We start from the raw sequence: 16,836 nt of genomic DNA, 5'->3' as shown, positions 1-16,836 counted from the left end.
CCGAGGGGCACCTACTGCCGGTAGTAGGTGCCCCCTTGGGGCGGTATGCAGACCTACCGCCATGAAGTGACGGGTGAGACCGTCACGGTTCACGTACCAGAGAATGCAGACGACCTAGGGGAGTTCACGGAGTGGGTCCGATCGGCCTCCCGTCGCGGGCCGGTTGCGCTGGATACGGAAACCAGCGGACTGGACGTTTTTGCCGATCGCTACCGTCTTCGCACCGTACAGTTCGGCGACAGCGCCGACGCGTGGGTGATCCACTGGGAGCGCGGGGGCCTCTTCCGGTCCGTTGCCCGGTTGGCGCTGGAGAACGTCCGGCGCTTCCTGATACACAATGCGCCGTTCGATTGGCTCGTTCTTGATCGGCACGCTGGGGTGTCGGTCGAATCGCTCGCACCGCGTACCACGGATACGCGCATCAAGGCGGTGCTTCTCGATCCGAGGCAGCCCCAGGAAGGTGGCCTAGGAAGTGCCCTCAAGCCCCTAGCCGGCTACTACGTCGACCCGTCCGCGCCGGACACTCAAGGAGACCTCACAAGTGTCTTCCGGTCGCTGGGACTCACGAAATCGAACGGGTTCGCTGAGATCGACCTGAGGCACCCGATCTACAACCTTTACGCCGGTCTTGACGTCATCTACACCGCGCGCCTTGATCCGATTCTGACGAATCAGTTGGCGCATTTCGGGGTGCGGGACGCGCTCACTCGGTACGAGCATGAGCTAGCGCGACTGTGCACGATCATGCAACGTCGTGGGCTCGTCCTGGATGAACTGTTCACACGGGAACTGGATGACGTCCTTGCTCGCGAAGCGGCCGAGCATGCCGAACGGGCCGCGCGGTACGGGGTTGAGTCCGTCAACTCCAATCGGCAGATTGCCGAAGCCCTTGAGGGGATGGGGGAGTCCCTGACGGAGCGGACAGCATCCGGCGCCGTCAAGGTGGACAAGAACGTTCTTCTCGCTCTCGCCGATCGAGACCTTCAGTGGGAGCGCCTGGGCGCTCGTTCGCCGAATCCGCTTGCCGAAGCGGTGCTTCACGCGAAGCGTTCGGGGAAGTGGCGCAGCACCTACGCACAGACCTTCTTGGAGACCGTTGACTCTGACGGCAGGTGCCACCCCTGGATATCCACACTGGCCGCGCGCACAGGAAGGATGAGTGTCTCCCGGCCTGCCCTACAGACGCTTCCCGCAAGTGACCAGATGATCCGCCGCTGCCTTCTTGCCGATGAGGGGCACGTCATTCTCTCCACCGACTTTGAAGCGGTGGAAATGCGTGTGCTCGCCGCGCTGGCGAACGTCCGGCAAATGCGGGAGGGGTTCACGTCGGGTGGCGATGAGTTCGACATTCATGCCTTCACTGCTCAACTGATCAAGGGCGAAAATGCGACCAAGCGGGACCGCAAACTTTTCAAGGGCGCCGGTTTCGGAAAGATTTACGGCGGTGGAGTTTCCACCATTGCCAGGCAGACCGGAGCGGACGAAGAGGATATTCGGCGCGCGGTCGCTGCCTATGACCGCTTGTACCCGGAGATCAAAAGGGCGAGTGCTCGTTGGCAGCGAGAGGCGCGCGGAAATGGCTTCGTTCTCATTTCAGCCGTTGGCCGGCGGCTTCCACTCGATCGCGATCGGATGTACAGCGTCGTCAACTACGCCTGTCAGAGCGCGGCAAGGGATCTCCTTGGGCAGGCAATGCTGAACATGGAAGAGGCCGGGCTTCTGGATACGGCGCGCTTGCCTATTCATGACGAGCTTCTTGCCTCGGTTCCGGCCAAGGAAGCCGAGGAGTACGCCCGGGAATACGAGCGGTGCATGACCATGGATCTCTACGGAGTCCCCATTGTGGCGAAGGCGGAAATAGGGGGTCGGTCCTGGGGCTCCCTGTACGGGGCTGATTACTGATCACAGGATGGTAACGGCGGGTGAGGTCTCTCCTCCTCAGGCATGAGACCTCACCCCCTGCCGGATATCGGGTCGGTATAGGTGAGATGAAAAGCCCCAGCCCAGGGGATCGGGCGTATCCGAACCACTGAATCGGGCTGGTCTGCCGCTCATAGGTTCGTATCAGCAACGGCAACCGGCGGCGCCCCGGGAAGTCCTTGCGCTCAAGGGATGGCAACAAAGCGAACACACCACCTGGGGGATACCGTGATCGACCTTACTGAGCAGCAGATTGCCGACGCGAAGGCCAACGACCTGGGCGCCGTCACAGCGGTGATTCAGGCCACCGAAGAGCGGGTCACCCAGCTTGCCCGACGGTACGCGTCGACCGGCGGGCGGACCGATCCTGAGCTTGTCGAAGACCTTGCCCAGGTGGGACGCATTGCCGTTTGGGAAGCGGTCTCGCGGTTCCGGGGGACCACGGTGGCAGAGTTCTTCACGTTCATCGATCGGACGCTCAAGGGTGCGATGAGCGACGAGCGCAAGGAGGAGACCCGCCAGGGTGTCAGCCGGCAGGCGGCAGCCGACTATGAGCGGGCGCTCTCGATCGCCGGAGGGGACCCGTACGAAGCGGAGTTCCTGGCTACCACCGCTGAGGCCATGGGCGCCCGCAAGATGAGCCCTGAAGGGGCCTACGCGGCCCGCCTGGCCTATCAAGGGGTCGAGTACCTTGACGCCCCCCTCAAGGCCGGTAGCGACAGCGCTGAAGACTTCGCCACGCTCGCCGACACCATCGTGAGCGAGACCGGAATTCCTGAAGACCTTCTTGAGGCTGCCGACTTCGTTTCCGTGGCGCGTAACCGGACCGGCAAGAAGGTTCACCGCACCCTGCGCAAGATGAGCACCGATCAAAAGGTAGTCCTCATGGCGCTCACCGGAATCGACCCGATCGGGTACTTCGGCACCGAGAACGACGACGAGCTTGCCGCCTTCATGGGGCTTAGTCGGCCGCGCGTCTCTGTTGTCCGCAGCAAGGCCAAGGATCGGTTCGCGTCCCTCTGGATTGACCTTGAGTGGGCAGCGTGACCTTTACGACCGCCAACGGGGGAACGGTCGAAGTAACCCGCTATGGAAGCCGCGTGGAGATGCACCTACGCGCACCGGACGGCCGGACCGTGGCAAGCGTGGACATGAGCGAGCGCGACGCCGAAGCCCTTATGGATGAGCTGTGGAGTAACTAGCAATGGGAGTAACTATGTTCAGCGTGACCCGCGAGACGAAGGCAACCCTCACCACTCAGGCGGGCGGCAAGGTGGTCGGCTGGTACAACGACCGCGAAGCGCGCAGTGTTAGCGTCGCCATTCCGGGTGATCGGGCCAAGCTCACTCCGGTTGAGGCGCGGAATCTGGCGGCCTGGCTCATTGAGGCCGCGAAGGAAGTTGAGAAGCCTGACGTCATGTCAGGTCTACTCGCCTCAGGCATCGGGACCGCTGAACGCGTCTCGCGCTGGTGACCACCTACTACCGGTAGTAGGTGCAATGGCCCCCGCTTTGGCGGGGGTCTTTTTGCGTTCCCAGGGCAGGGCGTTGACACCTGACAGTCAATCAATAATTAGTCTTTGATCGGGTGCAACCTTTTGATGGGTGGCACGTCTTAAAGAGCATGGGCGCGCACCTGATAGGCCGTCGGATAGGCGACTGTCAAGGGCTCTGACCTGCTGGTTTGAAATTGAAATAACTTGTGGTCGATTGTCAGTGACGCGTAGTAGGTTCGCGAAGTCGTCCGGACACGACGGGGTGTCCGTCAGTCCTCAGGAGGTGTGCGGGCATAACTATGTCCAGGGGGAAAGGGGGTCCAACTGTGGAGCTTCAAACGGAGATCTTTGCGCTGGTGGCTCGGGATCGGCGCGCATGGGTGCCGGCTGGTCGGAGCTACCCGACTGAGCCCGAATACGTCTACACGGAGAGTGAGTTGACGCGAGCGTTGTACGTCTATGCCGCCACCACGGCGCGGTTCCTGCCGGTCGAGAAGGGGCGCTTCCGACTGGTGGCGCACTCTCTTACGGTGGGTGGGCTCGTAGGGATGCACGAGTGGTGTGTGTCGGAGGAATCTGGGCGCTGGGTGCCAACGGGCGCGCCCTGGGTGTCCTGGGATGAGTGGGTGCAGCTTGCTGCCTAGAAAGCGATGAATGCTTATGTGTAGAACCGCATATATGCAGTCACCCAAGGTATGCCCCAGTGGGGGCAAATAGTGACTGACAGTAATAAGCGGGAGAGCCCCGGAGAACAGTTCTCCGGGGCTCTTGCATGTCCTGGGGCGGCTCAGACGGCGCCGAAGTCCCCAGCGGCGACACCAGCAACGAAGGCCGACCAGGCGGCGGGGGAGAAGCCCAGCTCCGGCCCCTGCCGGTCCTTGCTGTCCCGCACGGGAACGACCTGTTCGACCTGGGCGACGTTGGTAGCTACCTCGATGCAATTCCCGCCGTCACCCTGGGAGTAGGAAGACGTCTGCCATGCGGCATGGCGATTGGGGTAGAGCTGCGGCGCCCGGCTGGTGGTCACGTTGTTGAGCCCTCTCATAACAGATCGGATCAGGCGAGCGGAGTCCGGAGCGGACAGTGCCACCGCCCGGAGCTGATCATAGGCCCGGAATGCCTGTGCCACCGTCGTTGGGTTGTTCTGCATATACCCTCGACTCATGCTCTCCGAGTAGGCCCAACGTGCCCCGTCGGGAAGCTCTATGAGGGTGAACGCACCTGTGGCTCCGGTGCGCTCCCCTAGGGCGAACGGGGCCACCTGAATGATGATGTTCGGGTGTCGCTCGCCCAGGTCGAGCAGTCGTTGCAGCTGCTCATGCATGACCACCGGGCCGCCGACAACTTGCCGGATTACGGCTTCGTCCATGATGGCCACCAGGGGTGGCCCATCCGGGGCCAGGAAGCGCTGTTGTCGTGCAAGACGAGCCGTGACGGCTTCCTCGACCGCCTTCTCGTCTGCCCCACGCTTGACGTGTCGAGTCAGCGCCCGTGCGTACGCCTCGGTTTGAAGAAGACCCCAAACGCGTTGGACGTCATAGCCGCAAATCCTCAGGGACTCCGCTTCGAGGTCTGCGTAGAACTGGAACCAGTTGGGGTGTCTGATCTCCGCCGTCCAATCGACGCGATCCCAGGCGTCGGCAAGTTGCCCGTCGGTGCCGATGGCGACATCGCAGGCCACTGCGAAGTCACGCGACGGGGGCCGGTCAAGGCTCTCAACCTTCGTAACGTAGCTGGGGTGGCAGAACGTTCGTCGCGCAAGCTCAGCACACGAGGTGATCCCTGCGCGTTCCCGGCGGTCCCGCAGCAGCCACGCCCAGACGGCAGGCGTCAGGGTCACCGTTCTTGGTTGTGTCTTCCTGCCGGCCAACGCTAACCCCCATTCGAGACAGCGCGTCTGTCTTGCTGTCAGGTATACCGCTTCCCTACCCGGTGTCGTTGGCTGGTTACCGCACAGCGACGACGAAGGGCGGCGGCGGTGGGCACCATCTACACCCCGAAGCAGCACGAAGAGGTACGCGACCAACGAGCCGACCGCATCGGCGAGTACATGGGCACGTACGGCGGACTGGTCCATCTGCGACCGCCCGGCGGTGGGTGCGAGTGGACCACCGCCCCGGACCGGATCGAGCCCCTGAAGCCGGGCGTCGACCTTCAGCCGGCGGACCCGACCGGGGCGCCCCCGCGACCGGCGCTGTGATGCACGGCCAGCACTCATGGAAGGCGCACCGGCTACCCCCAGGCGAAAGGCGCGGAAGTGAGCAACCTCCCCAAGTGTGTGTGCGGTAGACCGGTCACCCTGACTGGAACCGTCACGGACAACGACGTACCCGATTGGGTCTGCGAGTGCCGACGGTTCGGCATCGTGCTCCCGTCCGGCTACCAGGAACGGCACCCCGACGAACCGCCGGTCATGGTCTGTGGCCGGAAGAGGCAGGCACACCTGCGGGTGGCCGCGTGAACGCCCGAAGCCGACGAGTCGCGCACCGCATCAGACATCCGGTCCTTGCCGCCCAGATGGCTTGGGGACTCCACGTCCAGTTCGCTTGGCCCGTAACGATGTTCAGTTCCCGGCGACGTCAGATCATCCGCGACGAACGCGCCCAGGTGACCCCCCGACATCTGGAACTTCGAGCGGAGCTTGACCAGCGTCGTCTTGGGCTCCCGAGGGAGTAATCGCATGTCCTGGATCAGCGGCGAGTCATTCGGCGACGGAGAGCTTGAACACTGGCTCGAAGACCCCGAAGGGGCCCCGAGCGAGCCTCCTGAGCCCCTGCCCGAACAGGACCAATGAACTCCCGCCCTGTGCCCGGTTCTTCTCTCCCGGGCATGGGGCGGGCACCAACGTCCGGCACGTCGCGTGACAGCTGACCGCCGGATGACCCCCTGCCGGTCCGGGGCTGAAACGGCGGGCAGGGGAAGGGCTCCGTCCGTCATGACACCCCCGGCGGGACGGACGGAGCCACCAACCACACCACCAGGAGGGGCGCCACCCGATGGCACTGGGAAAGACGAAGCAGACCACGAAGCCCAAGGTCGACAAGAAGGCGACCGAGCACACGGGCAAGGAAGCGCGAGAGAAGCGGGAGCTGTTGGAGCGCTTCAAGGACAAGACCGAGAAGAAGAAGGACTAGCCCAGTGCCCCGGAAGAAACGGGCCGTTGAGACCGTCGGTGCCGGGTACGTACCGACGCTGGACAACTGGGGCGCCTTCGAATCGGGCGCCGACGCGCCTGCGCTCACTGAGGCCGTCAGCTGCCAATGCCCGCGTCGGCGCGACGGGGGGTGCGTCGAAAATCTTGGACTCCCCAGCCTGATGGGGCGGTTCATTGACGGGTACGGGCGCGTGTGGACCCTGCTGAGTCGCACCCGGCACGGGGACCCCATGGGAACCCGTATCCGGCGTACGACGGTCCTGCTTCGCCGCATGGAGAACGGCCGGGACGTCTACAAGACGTTCCACTGTGCCGACGCGCCCACGACCGAAAACCGGTACGAACAAAACCGTCCTGACCGTCCGCCGGCCAGCGCGAGACTCCCGTTCCAAGCGAAGAAGCCGCCTGGGACGGGCCCCTGAAAGTGCACCACGGCCCCGGGGACAGTCCCCAGGGCTGCACCATGTCAGGAGGTACGACCATGCCCGAAATGCTCTGCACCGGATGCAACGGGGCCGGTCAGAAACAGGAGTACAAAGTCTCCGTGGTCATCAACCCGGACGGGTCGCAGTCGTCCGTGAGTGAGCCCACGATGGTTCAGTGCTCCACGTGCGGTGGCACCGGCAAGCAGCACTACTGAACCGCATACTGGGCTCATGAGCTCAAGCGACGAAGAAGCCCCCGCCACAAGGCCGTTCGAAAAGTTCAGGCACACCTGCCCCAACTGTGTGGGGGGAGTGCGTCACCGGGCCCGCATGGGCGCCACGGGCACGCACACCGGAACCGCGCACATCCCTGAGAAGTGCCCCGACTGTGACGGCACAGGGTCCATCCCCCTCCGGAACGGGGAGTGGAAGCGGGGCCAGAAGCCGGGCCACTGAAGAACAGCGCTACAGGCCCCGTCCGGGTTCGCCTGGGCGGGGCTCTGCCTTGTCCGGAAGGGGGTCGCTGACGAAGGTACCTCGATGCGGGACCGTGAAGATCAAGCCGTCCGCGCGAAGGGATTCGTACGCCCGGCGGAGCGTCATCCGAGCAACGCCGAAACGCGCGCACATGATCTTTTCCGAGTCGATCGGCCTGCCGGGAGTCCACCGACCCGCCCTGATCTCAGCGGCCAACAGGTCGGCAATCTGGCGGTACGGCCATTCAACGGCCTGTGGGTCGATCTCATCCGGCATGCGAGAAGGGTAGCCACGGAGCGCCACGGGCGCAGGAAGGTAGACAGGGGCGTGCCGGGGTGGACTGCCATAGACATAGGGCGGTACGGTCGTGCCACAACAACAGAAAGCCCCGGCGACGGTTGCACCCGTCCCGGGGGATGGACGAAGCCTCGGAGGGCTCCGACATGACTCACTTTATCCCTTGGGTGTTCTTCGCGTGGGCGGGGATCCTCGCCGCCGGCTTGCTGGCCATGTTCGTGCCCGTGAAGGCGGAACCCGCGTTCCAGCCCAAGCCCGCTGCCCCGCCTGCCGCCCCGACTCCCGCGCCGTTGCCGGGCGAGTCACGGTTCTGGACACTCCCCAAGCACGTCATTGACTGGCGTCTGCCCCTCGAAGGGGAGGCGAACCGGCTCGTCCGCCCGTACTGCGGGGAAGAAGAGGTTCTTGTCTTCGCGGCCAGTCTGGGGCTGCCGGATCCTGTCCGCTGGATGGACGACGCCACCGACGCTCACCGGGTGCTCGCCAAGGCGGGTGCGTGATGGCTGAGACTGACCAGACGGAGAAGCGCGAGAAGACCGGTGTATGCCCCCGATGCGGCAAGACCGGTCCTGTGTCCGACGTCGGCTACGTGGAGCAGACCACGGGGCCAGGATGGACCGTGTGGGGCTGTGCCGACTGTGAGCCCTTCCTGCGCGTGCTGATCGGCTAGACCCATTGCCCCGTCCGGGTTCGCCTGGGCGGGGCTCTCTCAGGCCCCACATAGAACTTGCAGTCATGTACCAGGGGTGCCCCTGGTGCTACATCGGCAAGCGCCGCTTCGATGAGGCGCTGGACGGTTTCGCGGGCAGGGAGGACGTCGAGGTGGTCTACCGGCCGTACCAGCTGGTGCCGGACGCCCCGGCGACGGCCAGCCCGCACCGCGCGTGGCTGGCCGAGCGCTACGGCCCGCAGTCGGTCGCGATGGACGCCCGGGTGGCCGAGCTCGGCCGCGCCGAGGGCATCACGTACGACTTCGACGCCGCGCTGCACGCCAACACCTTCCTCGGCCACCGGCTGCTGCACCTGGCCGAGAGCGAGTACGGCGCGGCCGTCCAGGGGGTGCTGAAGGAAGCGCTGCTCAAGGCGCACTTCACCGACGGCGTGGACGTCGGGGACCGCGCCGCGCTGACCGAGGTGGCCGCGGCCGCCGGGCTGGACCGCGACCGGGTGAGCGCCTACCTGGCGGGCGACGAGGGCGTCGCCGAGGTCCGCGCCCAGCTGGCCGAGGCCGGCGAACTGGGCATCAGCGCCGTGCCGACCTTCGTCTTCGAGGGCAAGTGGGCCGTGCAGGGCGGCCAGGAGGCCGAGACCTTCCGCAAGGTGCTGGAGCAGGTCGCCGCCGAGACGGCCGCGAGCCGGCCGGTGCCGGTGCCCGTCGCCCCGGCCGGCGAGGCCTGCGCGGACGGCTCCTGCGCGATCTGAGCCGCCGCGCCCGACCCGGCAGGACCCCGAGGCCCGTTTCAGGCACACCTGAAGCGGGCCTCGGCCCAGTCCGCCACGTTCAGCGTCGACCAGATCCCGTGCACCGGGCTGACCGTCAGCCGGATCGACCGCTGACCGGCCAGCGGCACGTGCACGGGCACCGCCGGGTCGCCCGCACCGAGGGCCGGTGAGGTCCACAGCGTGCGGCCGTCACCGCCCTGGACGGAGAAGCGCACATCGCCGGGGAAGGCCGTCAGATCGTCGACCCCGGCCACCGCGTCGAAGGACGTGCAGTCGCGGTTGAGGTCGATCAGCGTGGTGGCGGGCGCGTGCACGGTGATGCCGTGCAGGTGCCGGCGGCCGTCGATGGAGACGCCGTCGCGCTGCCAGAACCAGTCGCTGCCCTTCTGCCGGATGCTCGGCCCCGGCGGCGGCACCCGGTTGTTGCCGGGCTTCACCACGGGCAGGTCGTCGGCCCAGAAGTCGGTCGGCGCGGGCGGGGTGGGCGGCGCGACGGTCGGTGCGGGTGGCGAGGGCAGCGCGGTCGGCGTCGGCACCGTCGGCACCTCGGGCGTGGGCACCACCGGAACCTCCGGGGTCGGCACCACCGGCACCACGGGGACGGCCGGCACCTCCGGTACCGGCGGCTTGGACGGCTTCGGCGGCGCCGGCGCGGGCGAGGTCCGCACCGGGGCGGGTGCGGACGGCGGCGGGCTGCCGGGCGCGGGGGCGGCCTTGGGCGCCGGGCTCGGCACCACCGAGGGGGACGGTGAGGCGGCCGGGGGCACGGCGGGCGCGGCCGACGGTGCCGGATCGGGGCTGCTCGGCGCCGGAGCGGGCGCGGGCGGCACCGGAGCCGGGGCCGACGGTGGCGGGGGAGCGGCGGGGGAGGAGGCCGGGGGAGCGGCCAGCGGGGGCTTCGGCTCGGGGGCGCCGGCCAGCGCGTACGCGGCGACGGCGGCCGCGGCCACCGCGATGGCGGCGGCGATCCCGGCCTTGGCCGCCGTGCCGAGGCCCTCGCCGACCGCCGCGCCGGCCCCGGCACCACTGCCGCCCGAGGCCCCGGCGGCACCTGCGGAGGCACTGGCCGCACCGGCGGACGCACCCGCCGTGCCGCCCGAGGTGGCGGCCGCGGTACCCGCCGCGGCGCCACCGACCGCCGCCGCACCGCCCACGGCGGCCGCGGCGGCGCCGAAGCCGCCCGCGCCGACCCAGACCAGCACGCCGCCGGGCAGCAGCGCCCGCAGCCCGTGGTTGATCTCGGTCAGCTCCAGGTAGGCGGCCGTGCAGCGGTCGCACTCCTTCAGGTGCCGGCCGACCTCCGTCGAGGCCCGCTTGCGCAGCGAGCCGCGCGCGTACGCGCCGAGCCGGTTGGCGTACGCCTCGCAGCCCTGGCTCTGGCTGCCCGAGACGTGCGCCTGAAGGAAGGCGGCGGCCAGCCGGTCGCGGGCCCGGTGGGCCTGGACGGCGGTGGCGTTGGCGGTCTTGCCCAGCATCACCGCGACGGTCTTCGGGGACTCCCGCTCGACCTCGGTGTGCCAGAGCACCACCCGGTCGTCCTCGGGCAGTTCGGCGTAGGCCTGCATCACCATGCGCTGGTCGGCCAGCGCCATCGCCCAGGCGTCCGCGCCTGGGTCGGCCAGGTCGAGGTCGACGGTGGCGGCCGAACCCTGCGCGAAGGTGCTGAAGTCGTCGACCAGTTGCTCGCGCCGCTCGCTGCGGGTCCAGGCCGCGGCGACGTTGCGCACGGCGGTCAGCAGGTACGCGCGGACGGCGAACTCGGGACCCTTGCCGGCCCGCAGCGCCTGCAGCGTGCGGGCGAACACCTCGCCGGCCAGGTCCTCGGCGGTGAAGCTGTCCCGGCAGCAGGTCCGCGCGTAGCGGCGCACCGAGTCGGCGTGCCGGCGGTAGATCTCCTCGTACGCGGTGTCGTCGCCGGCCCGCACCAGGGCGGTCAACTCGGCGTCGGAGGGCGGGCGCTCGCCGTCCACCGGATCGGCGGGGGCGGGCACGGTCGGCCGGGCCGGGAGGCCGCTGCCGACGAAGGCCTCCGGGGTCACGCCGCCCCGGCCGGCCGGGGCCTGGCCGGGCACCCGGCCCGACGGCAGCGCGGCGGCGGAGGCGGAGAGCGACTCGCGGCTGGGCATCCCCGCCTGGTCCGGAACCTGGCCGGATCCGGGGGGCGGCGGCTGCCCCGGACCGGCGCCGGGCACCTGGCCGGAGCGCCGGCCCGGCCCGCCGGAACCGGTGGCCGAATCGCCGCTCCCGTCCTCGGACCCGCCCGTGCCCCCGCCTTCGGACCCGCCCGAGCCGGACCGGCCGAAGTCAAGGCCGTAGCCGTAGTCGTTCTGTTCCTCGGCGCTCACAACGGACCCCAGATTCCACGACAGCCCCCGCAGTGTGGCAGGGCGCGCAGGAGTGCGTGGGCGCACCGGTCCCCGCTGCACGGCGCCGAGGGCGCGCGAACGGCGCGCATCGGGACATTGGCTCCAACCACGGGCAAAGGATGGCATAGCGCAGAGTTGGGCGGTAGCCGGACCGGCCGCGACCCACTCTTCCGAGGGGCCGTCGCGGATGTGTTCGGCCCGCCCCGCCCGCCCGTCACGCCACCCGCCGAGCCGCGCCCGCGGCCGGCCGCCCGAACCCGGGCCGAGCCCAACTCCCCGGCCGGCAGCGGACGGTGACCGCTGCCGGTGGGCGGGCTCAGCGCGCCCGCAGACCGTCCAGCAGGATCTGCAGCAGCCGGTCGGCCGGGCTCGCGGACGGTTGACCGTCCGTCTGCTGACCACCTGTCGCCGCCCCCGGGCCCGCGGCCGGCGCGGATCCGGGCACCGGCGCCGGGTGCGCCGCGTGCACCGGCACCGAGGCGGTGAGCACCAGCACCACGTCGGCCACCGTCACCCCGGGCCGCAGCTCGCCGGCCGCGCCCGCACGCGCCACCAGCGCGGCGAGCAGCTGCAGCAGCAGCCGCGGATCCGCGTCCCCGGCGGCCGCCGGATCGACGGCCGGGTACGGCTCCGGACCCCGCAGCTCGTAGCGCACGCCGCCGAGCAGGGCGCCCGTCCCGGCCAGATCGGGCGCCCGCTGCTCGGGCACCCGGCCCAGCTCCTCCGCGTACCGGAACGCCTCCGGCGGCAGCAGCCGCCCGGCGCCCGTGCCCACCGCCCGCGCCAGGTACCCGGCCAGCGCGTCCCAGGCACCGCCGCCGCCGTACAGCGACTCCCGGGCCTGAGCTGTCAGCCAGGCGACCTCCTCGGCCGCGATCCGTTGGACCAGCACCTCCTTGCTCGGGAAGCGCCGGTACACCGTGCCCACGCCCACCCCGGCCCGGCGCGCGACCTCCTCCATCGGCGCGCCGTAGCCGAACTCGCCGAACACCTCGCGTGCCGCGCGCAGCACGCTCTCCAGGTTCCGCCGGGCGTCCACCCGCAGGCGGGATCCCGGCGCCGGCGCACCGGCACCCGGCGACAAGCCCTCGCGGTACGGGACCGCGGCGTACGCGGCAGCGTGCTGCGCCGGCAGGTCCGCCGGGCCGCGCTGCTCCGGCACCACTCCGTGGCCGGCGTGCGGCGCGGCCGCCCGCCCCAACAGTCGATCCTGCTCCATCATCCCAACTCTCCCCCGCAGGCATCCGATCCCGGACCCTGTCGTCGCCCGCCCCTGCACCCCCCGGTGCAGCTCCACCTGTCGGAAGTGACCCGATGACCCATCGCTCGTGCTGCTCGCATCGCCCACATCGGGCCTGACACACGGCCCACGGCTCCGCGACCACGACCTGCCGGCGCCACCGGGCCCGGTCCTACGACCGGCTCGGAGCGTCGGCACGGTCGGGGGCCTCGTCCGGGAACTACCTTCCCCGGATCACGGTCCCGCAGTCGGGTTCTCGCGCCAACGCTAGAACAGGCCGTAGTGGCCGCTCCACGGTGCGTCGCCGCCGATTGTCATGGCGACGGCTGCCCCGGCACACAATCCGACCATAGTTCACGGAAGTTCGGGGCCGAAAGTGCGTCAGAAAGTCACCCCGGCAGCACATCTGGCCACACGGGTCAACTTCCACCCCATCGGACCCGGTACGGACTGTGGACAAGAGGCCCCCTGCCGGTCCTTCATTGAGGGCATGGCGGGGCTCCACCCTGCCCAAGGTCCGGGGAAGGCCACATCGGCAGGGGGTGCGCCATCAGAATCCTGATCATCGGCGGCGGCTGCGCCGGGATGTCCACCGCGCTGCGCCTCCAACGCGGGCTGCGCGAGCGGCTCCGGCGCGGCGAGGCGGAGATCACCGTGGTCGAACCGCAGTCCTACCTGACCTACCACCCGCTGCTCGCCGAGGTCGCGGCCGGCTCGATCGACCCCCGGCACGTGGTGGTCCCGCTGCGCCGCGCCCTGCCGGACTGCCGGGTGCTCACCGCCCGGATCACCCGCATCGAGCACGCCACCCGCCGGGCCTGGGCCGACGCCGCACCCCACGGTGAGCCGTCCGCGCCGGTCGAACTCGACTACGACGTCCTGGTGGTGGCACCCGGCTCGGTGTCCCGGACACTGCCCGTCCCCGGCCTGGCCGAACACGGCCTCGGCTTCTCCACCGTCGGCGAGGCCGTGGGCCTGCGCAACCACGTCCTGGAGCAGCTCGACCTCGCCTCCGCCACCCGCGACCCCGCGCTCCGGCAGGCCGCGCTCACCTTCGTCTTCGTCGGCGCGGGCTACGCGGGCGTCGGCGCGCTGGCCGAGCTGGAGGACATGGTCCGGCACGCCGTCCGCGGCTACCACAACATCAGCCCCGAGGACCTGCGCTGGGTGCTGGTCGAGGCCACCGACCGGATCCTGGCCGAGGAGTCGCCCGAGCTGGCCGCGCACACCCTGGCCCAGCTGCGCGAACGCAGCGTCGACATCCGGCTGCGCACCACCCTGGAGTCCGCCGTCGGCCGGGTCGTGGCGCTCTCGGACGGCGGCCGATTCGCCGCCCGCACCCTGGTCTGGACGGCCGGCGTGCGCCCCTCCCCGCTGCTGCGCGACACCGACCTCCCGCTGGACACCTCGGGCCGGGTCCGCTGTCTGCCCACCCTCCAGGCCGTCGGGCCGGACGGCCGGGCGCTGCCCGGGGTGTGGGCGGCCGGGGACTGCGCCGCCGTACCCGACCCGCACGCGGGCGACGCGCCCTGCGCCCCCAACGCCCAGCACGCCTTCGCCCAGGCCGAACAGCTCGCCGACAACGTCCTGGCCTCGCTGGACGGCGGCCCGCACGCGGAGGCGATCGCCGCGTACCGGCCCGACCAGGCCGCCTGCTCGACCTCCCTCGGCCTCGGCCGGGCGGTCGCGCACACCCGGCGCGGGGGCCGGATCACCGGCCGGCGGGCCTGGTGGCTGCACCGGGCCCGGCACCTGCGCCGGCTGCCGAGCGCGGACCGGCGGGTGCGGGTGCTGATGGACTGGGTCCTGGGCGGACTGTTCTCCCGGGAGGTGGTCTCGCTCGGCACCCTGGAGCACCCGCGCTCCGAGTTCGAGGCGGGGTTCGCGGACGACCGGCCGACCTGAGGGCGGCCCCGGACGCCCCGCGGCGACTGACATGACGGCCGCGCCCCGCGCGCGCGACTTCCGGAATCGGGCCTCCGCCTGACAGGATCTGCCCAACCGAGTCATTACCCCGTGTGGCAGTGTGCACACAAAAAGTGATGATATGCCTGGAACCCGAGGAAGCGGCCGTCGTTTGAACCTCATGCGCTGGAGCGCCCGGCTCACCGGAGTCCCCTGGCGTGCCGCCCCGCAGACCGGGCCCGGCACCGACCAGGGCACGGCATCCGGCGACGGCGTCGTGGTCCCCAACCCCCGCGACCCCACCAGCCCGCCCAGCGAGGCCGTCGTGATGCCGGGCCCCCGCGACCTGCGCGAGGTCCTCAACCGCATCCCGGCGCCGGTCGCCGTCACCTACGGACCGCTCCACCAGCTCGGCTACGCCAACCGCGCCTACCGCGAACTCTTCGGCGACCGCCCGGCGGGCCTGCCCGCCTGCGACGCCCTCCCCGAACTCGACACCATGGGCGTCCTGCCCCTGATGGACCAGGTCATCCGCGGCGGCCGCCCGCGCAGCGTCAAGGCCCGCTGCATTCTCGGCCTCACCGGCAACCGCTACTACAACGTCTCCTGCGTCCCGCTCACCCGCGACGAGACCTGCCCCGACCAGGGGGAGTCCCGCGGCGGTGGCGAGGGACGCGGCGGCGAGACACCGGGCGGACCTCCCGCCGGCGTCCTCATCTTCGCCGCCGAGGTCACCGACCAGGTGCTCGCCGCCACCCGGCTGCGCGAGGCCGAACGCCGCCAGCGCGAGGCCGCCGTCACCCTGCAGCGCAGCCTCCTGCCGCAGAAGCTCGACCAGCCCGCCGACCTCCGGGTCGCCGCCACCTACCAGCCCGGCGGCGCCGAGGCGGCCGTGGGCGGCGACTGGTACGACGTCATCGCCATCGACGGCGGCCGAACCGCGCTCGTCATCGGCGACGTCATGGGCCGGGGCCTGCGCGCCGCCGCCGTCATGGGCCAGCTGCGGACCGCCGTCCGCGCCTACGCCCGCCTCGACCTGCCGCCGCACGAGGTGATGCGCCTGCTCGACGGCCTCGCCATGGAGATCGACGCCAACCAGATCGCCACCTGCACCTATGCCGTCTGGGACCCGCGGCGCCGCACCCTCACCTATGCCTCCGCCGGCCACCTCCCGATGCTGCTGCGCTGCCCCGACGGCACCGTCCTGCGCAGCGAGGAGCAGAACGGCCCCCCGCTGGGCACCGGCGGCGGCGTGCACGTCTCGCACACCCTGCGCCTGCTGCCCGGTACCGCCGGCGTCCTCTACACCGACGGCCTGGTGGAGCGGCGGGACGAGGACATCGACCAAGGGCTCGACCTGCTAGCCCGGACCCTCGCGGGCCCGGTCGGCGAACCCGAGGTGGTCTGCGCCCGCCTGCTCCGCGCCATGGGCGTCAGCTCGGACCACGACGACGACGTCGCCGTTCTCGCCTTCCAGCTGCCGGCCGCGGATCCGGAGGCGGACACCGAGGCGGACCCCGAGCGGGGCATCGATGTCGTCGGGGTCGCCTGCGGATCCGTCGAGGTCCCGGGGCCTGCGCTTGACTCGGCCTCGCGAGAGGTCTAGTGTTCTTCGAGCTGCCTGGCTGGGAGCACCGGACACGCATCGGCGCGGACGGTCCCGGGGTAGCCAATCCACTAGAAACACCACTTCCTGGTTCAGGCCGGGTGCGCGTTGCTTTTTGCTACCGCGGCTCGGGGTGAATTTGGCGTGCCCGTTTATATGGATTGCGGCCGGATTCGCTTTTCGAAGCGGGACTCGGCTAAAGTGGGAAACGTCGGACAGGCCGTCAGGTCGGTTCCGGTGAAAGCCTCCTGAGACCGGGAAGCGCGGAAAGACACTGCAGAGCGATCTGGTAGAGTCGGAAGCGCCGAAAGGCCGAAGGACAGCGAGTCAGGGAAGCGAAACTCCGGTAAACGGAGCGGAAAACATCTGGTAAGCTGGAAACACGAAAGAACGAAGCGCCCGGAGGGCCTGCCGGAAGGCAGACCGAAGGAAGTGTCCGTTCCTTGAGAACTCAACAGCGTGCCAAAAGTCAACGCCAGATATGTTGACATCCCCGGCCTCAGATCAT

General features: G+C 69.7%; 13 protein-coding genes. 9 read left to right on the top strand and 4 right to left on the bottom strand.

Going from position 1 to position 16,836, the window contains the following annotated elements:
- Positions 1–45: 45 nt before the first annotated feature.
- The 3 genes from ACFVVX_RS02910 (at position 46) to ACFVVX_RS02900 (ending at position 3,394) form a co-directional block, all read left to right on the top strand.
- Positions 46–1,902, top strand: a complete 1,857-nt coding sequence (locus ACFVVX_RS02910; protein ID WP_387940705.1) for a DNA polymerase — start codon at positions 46–48, stop codon at positions 1,900–1,902.
- A gap of 246 nt (positions 1,903–2,148) precedes the next feature.
- The gene (locus tag ACFVVX_RS02905) at positions 2,149–2,967 is read left to right on the top strand and encodes a sigma-70 family RNA polymerase sigma factor (RefSeq protein WP_387940703.1); all 819 of its coding nucleotides are present in this window, start codon (positions 2,149–2,151) and stop codon (positions 2,965–2,967) included.
- 169 nt (positions 2,968–3,136) lie between these two features.
- Positions 3,137–3,394, top strand: coding sequence for a hypothetical protein (locus tag ACFVVX_RS02900; RefSeq protein WP_387940701.1), 258 nt, complete (start codon positions 3,137–3,139; stop codon positions 3,392–3,394).
- Positions 3,395–4,202: 808 nt separating this feature from the next.
- Here the strand turns inward: ACFVVX_RS02900 and ACFVVX_RS02895 are convergent.
- Entirely contained in the window at positions 4,203–5,255 is a 1,053-nt protein-coding gene (locus ACFVVX_RS02895; protein ID WP_387940699.1) for a Scr1 family TA system antitoxin-like transcriptional regulator, read from the bottom strand.
- 138 nt (positions 5,256–5,393) lie between these two features.
- On the opposite strand from ACFVVX_RS02895, the gene ACFVVX_RS02890 reads away from it, so the two are divergent.
- Together ACFVVX_RS02890 and ACFVVX_RS02885 are read left to right on the top strand one after the other, a co-directional pair.
- Positions 5,394–5,615, top strand: a complete 222-nt coding sequence (locus ACFVVX_RS02890) for a hypothetical protein (RefSeq protein ID WP_387940697.1) — start codon at positions 5,394–5,396, stop codon at positions 5,613–5,615.
- Between the two features lie 796 nt (positions 5,616–6,411).
- Positions 6,412–6,549, top strand: a complete 138-nt coding sequence (locus ACFVVX_RS02885) for a hypothetical protein (protein ID WP_387940695.1) — start codon at positions 6,412–6,414, stop codon at positions 6,547–6,549.
- Between the two features lie 910 nt (positions 6,550–7,459).
- Here ACFVVX_RS02885 and ACFVVX_RS02880 read toward each other — a convergent pair.
- Positions 7,460–7,747, bottom strand: a complete 288-nt coding sequence (locus tag ACFVVX_RS02880; protein WP_387940693.1) for a winged helix-turn-helix domain-containing protein — start codon at positions 7,745–7,747, stop codon at positions 7,460–7,462.
- A gap of 140 nt (positions 7,748–7,887) precedes the next feature.
- Here ACFVVX_RS02880 and ACFVVX_RS02875 point away from each other — a divergent pair, with 140 nt between their 5' ends.
- Together ACFVVX_RS02875 and ACFVVX_RS02870 are read left to right on the top strand one after the other, a co-directional pair.
- The gene (locus ACFVVX_RS02875) at positions 7,888–8,268 is read left to right on the top strand and encodes a hypothetical protein (protein ID WP_387940691.1); all 381 of its coding nucleotides are present in this window, start codon (positions 7,888–7,890) and stop codon (positions 8,266–8,268) included.
- Positions 8,269–8,503: 235 nt separating this feature from the next.
- The gene (locus ACFVVX_RS02870) at positions 8,504–9,190 is read left to right on the top strand and encodes a DsbA family oxidoreductase (RefSeq protein WP_387940689.1); all 687 of its coding nucleotides are present in this window, start codon (positions 8,504–8,506) and stop codon (positions 9,188–9,190) included.
- A 38-nt stretch (positions 9,191–9,228) separates the two neighbouring features.
- On the opposite strand, the gene ACFVVX_RS02865 is transcribed toward ACFVVX_RS02870, so the two are convergent.
- Together ACFVVX_RS02865 and ACFVVX_RS02860 are read right to left on the bottom strand one after the other, a co-directional pair.
- Complete coding sequence (locus ACFVVX_RS02865; RefSeq protein WP_387940687.1) at positions 9,229–11,337, bottom strand: sigma-70 family RNA polymerase sigma factor; 2,109 nt, start codon at positions 11,335–11,337, stop codon at positions 9,229–9,231.
- 556 nt (positions 11,338–11,893) lie between these two features.
- Positions 11,894–12,799: a TetR/AcrR family transcriptional regulator gene (locus tag ACFVVX_RS02860; protein ID WP_387940685.1), complete on the bottom strand. Its 906-nt coding sequence runs from the start codon at positions 12,797–12,799 to the stop codon at positions 11,894–11,896.
- A 603-nt stretch (positions 12,800–13,402) separates the two neighbouring features.
- Here ACFVVX_RS02860 and ACFVVX_RS02855 point away from each other — a divergent pair.
- Both ACFVVX_RS02855 and ACFVVX_RS02850 read left to right on the top strand, forming a co-directional pair.
- Complete coding sequence (locus ACFVVX_RS02855; RefSeq protein WP_387940683.1) at positions 13,403–14,722, top strand: NAD(P)/FAD-dependent oxidoreductase; 1,320 nt, start codon at positions 13,403–13,405, stop codon at positions 14,720–14,722.
- Positions 14,723–14,894: 172 nt separating this feature from the next.
- Positions 14,895–16,328, top strand: a complete 1,434-nt coding sequence (locus ACFVVX_RS02850; protein ID WP_387940681.1) for a SpoIIE family protein phosphatase — start codon at positions 14,895–14,897, stop codon at positions 16,326–16,328.
- Positions 16,329–16,836: the final 508 nt, after the last annotated feature.

The sequence above is a fragment of the Kitasatospora sp. NPDC058170 genome, assembly GCF_042883905.1.
Taxonomy (GTDB): Bacteria; Actinomycetota; Actinomycetes; order Streptomycetales; family Streptomycetaceae; genus Kitasatospora.
This window is presented reverse-complemented; position numbering and strand designations above follow the sequence as displayed.

Excerpts from the sequence above, each read along its gene's own strand:
- ACFVVX_RS02910 (WP_387940705.1), top strand. The coding sequence starts at position 46 with ATGCAGACCTACCGCCATGAAGTGACGGGTGAGACCGTCACGGTTCAC.
- ACFVVX_RS02900 (WP_387940701.1), top strand. The coding sequence starts at position 3,137 with ATGTTCAGCGTGACCCGCGAGACGAAGGCAACCCTCACCACTCAGGCG.
- ACFVVX_RS02885 (WP_387940695.1), top strand. The coding sequence starts at position 6,412 with ATGGCACTGGGAAAGACGAAGCAGACCACGAAGCCCAAGGTCGACAAG.
- ACFVVX_RS02880 (WP_387940693.1), bottom strand. The coding sequence starts at position 7,747 with ATGCCGGATGAGATCGACCCACAGGCCGTTGAATGGCCGTACCGCCAG.
- ACFVVX_RS02875 (WP_387940691.1), top strand. The coding sequence starts at position 7,888 with ATGGACGAAGCCTCGGAGGGCTCCGACATGACTCACTTTATCCCTTGG.
- ACFVVX_RS02870 (WP_387940689.1), top strand. The coding sequence starts at position 8,504 with ATGTACCAGGGGTGCCCCTGGTGCTACATCGGCAAGCGCCGCTTCGAT.
- ACFVVX_RS02865 (WP_387940687.1), bottom strand. The coding sequence starts at position 11,337 with ATGCCCAGCCGCGAGTCGCTCTCCGCCTCCGCCGCCGCGCTGCCGTCG.
- ACFVVX_RS02860 (WP_387940685.1), bottom strand. The coding sequence starts at position 12,799 with ATGATGGAGCAGGATCGACTGTTGGGGCGGGCGGCCGCGCCGCACGCC.
- ACFVVX_RS02855 (WP_387940683.1), top strand. The coding sequence starts at position 13,403 with ATGTCCACCGCGCTGCGCCTCCAACGCGGGCTGCGCGAGCGGCTCCGG.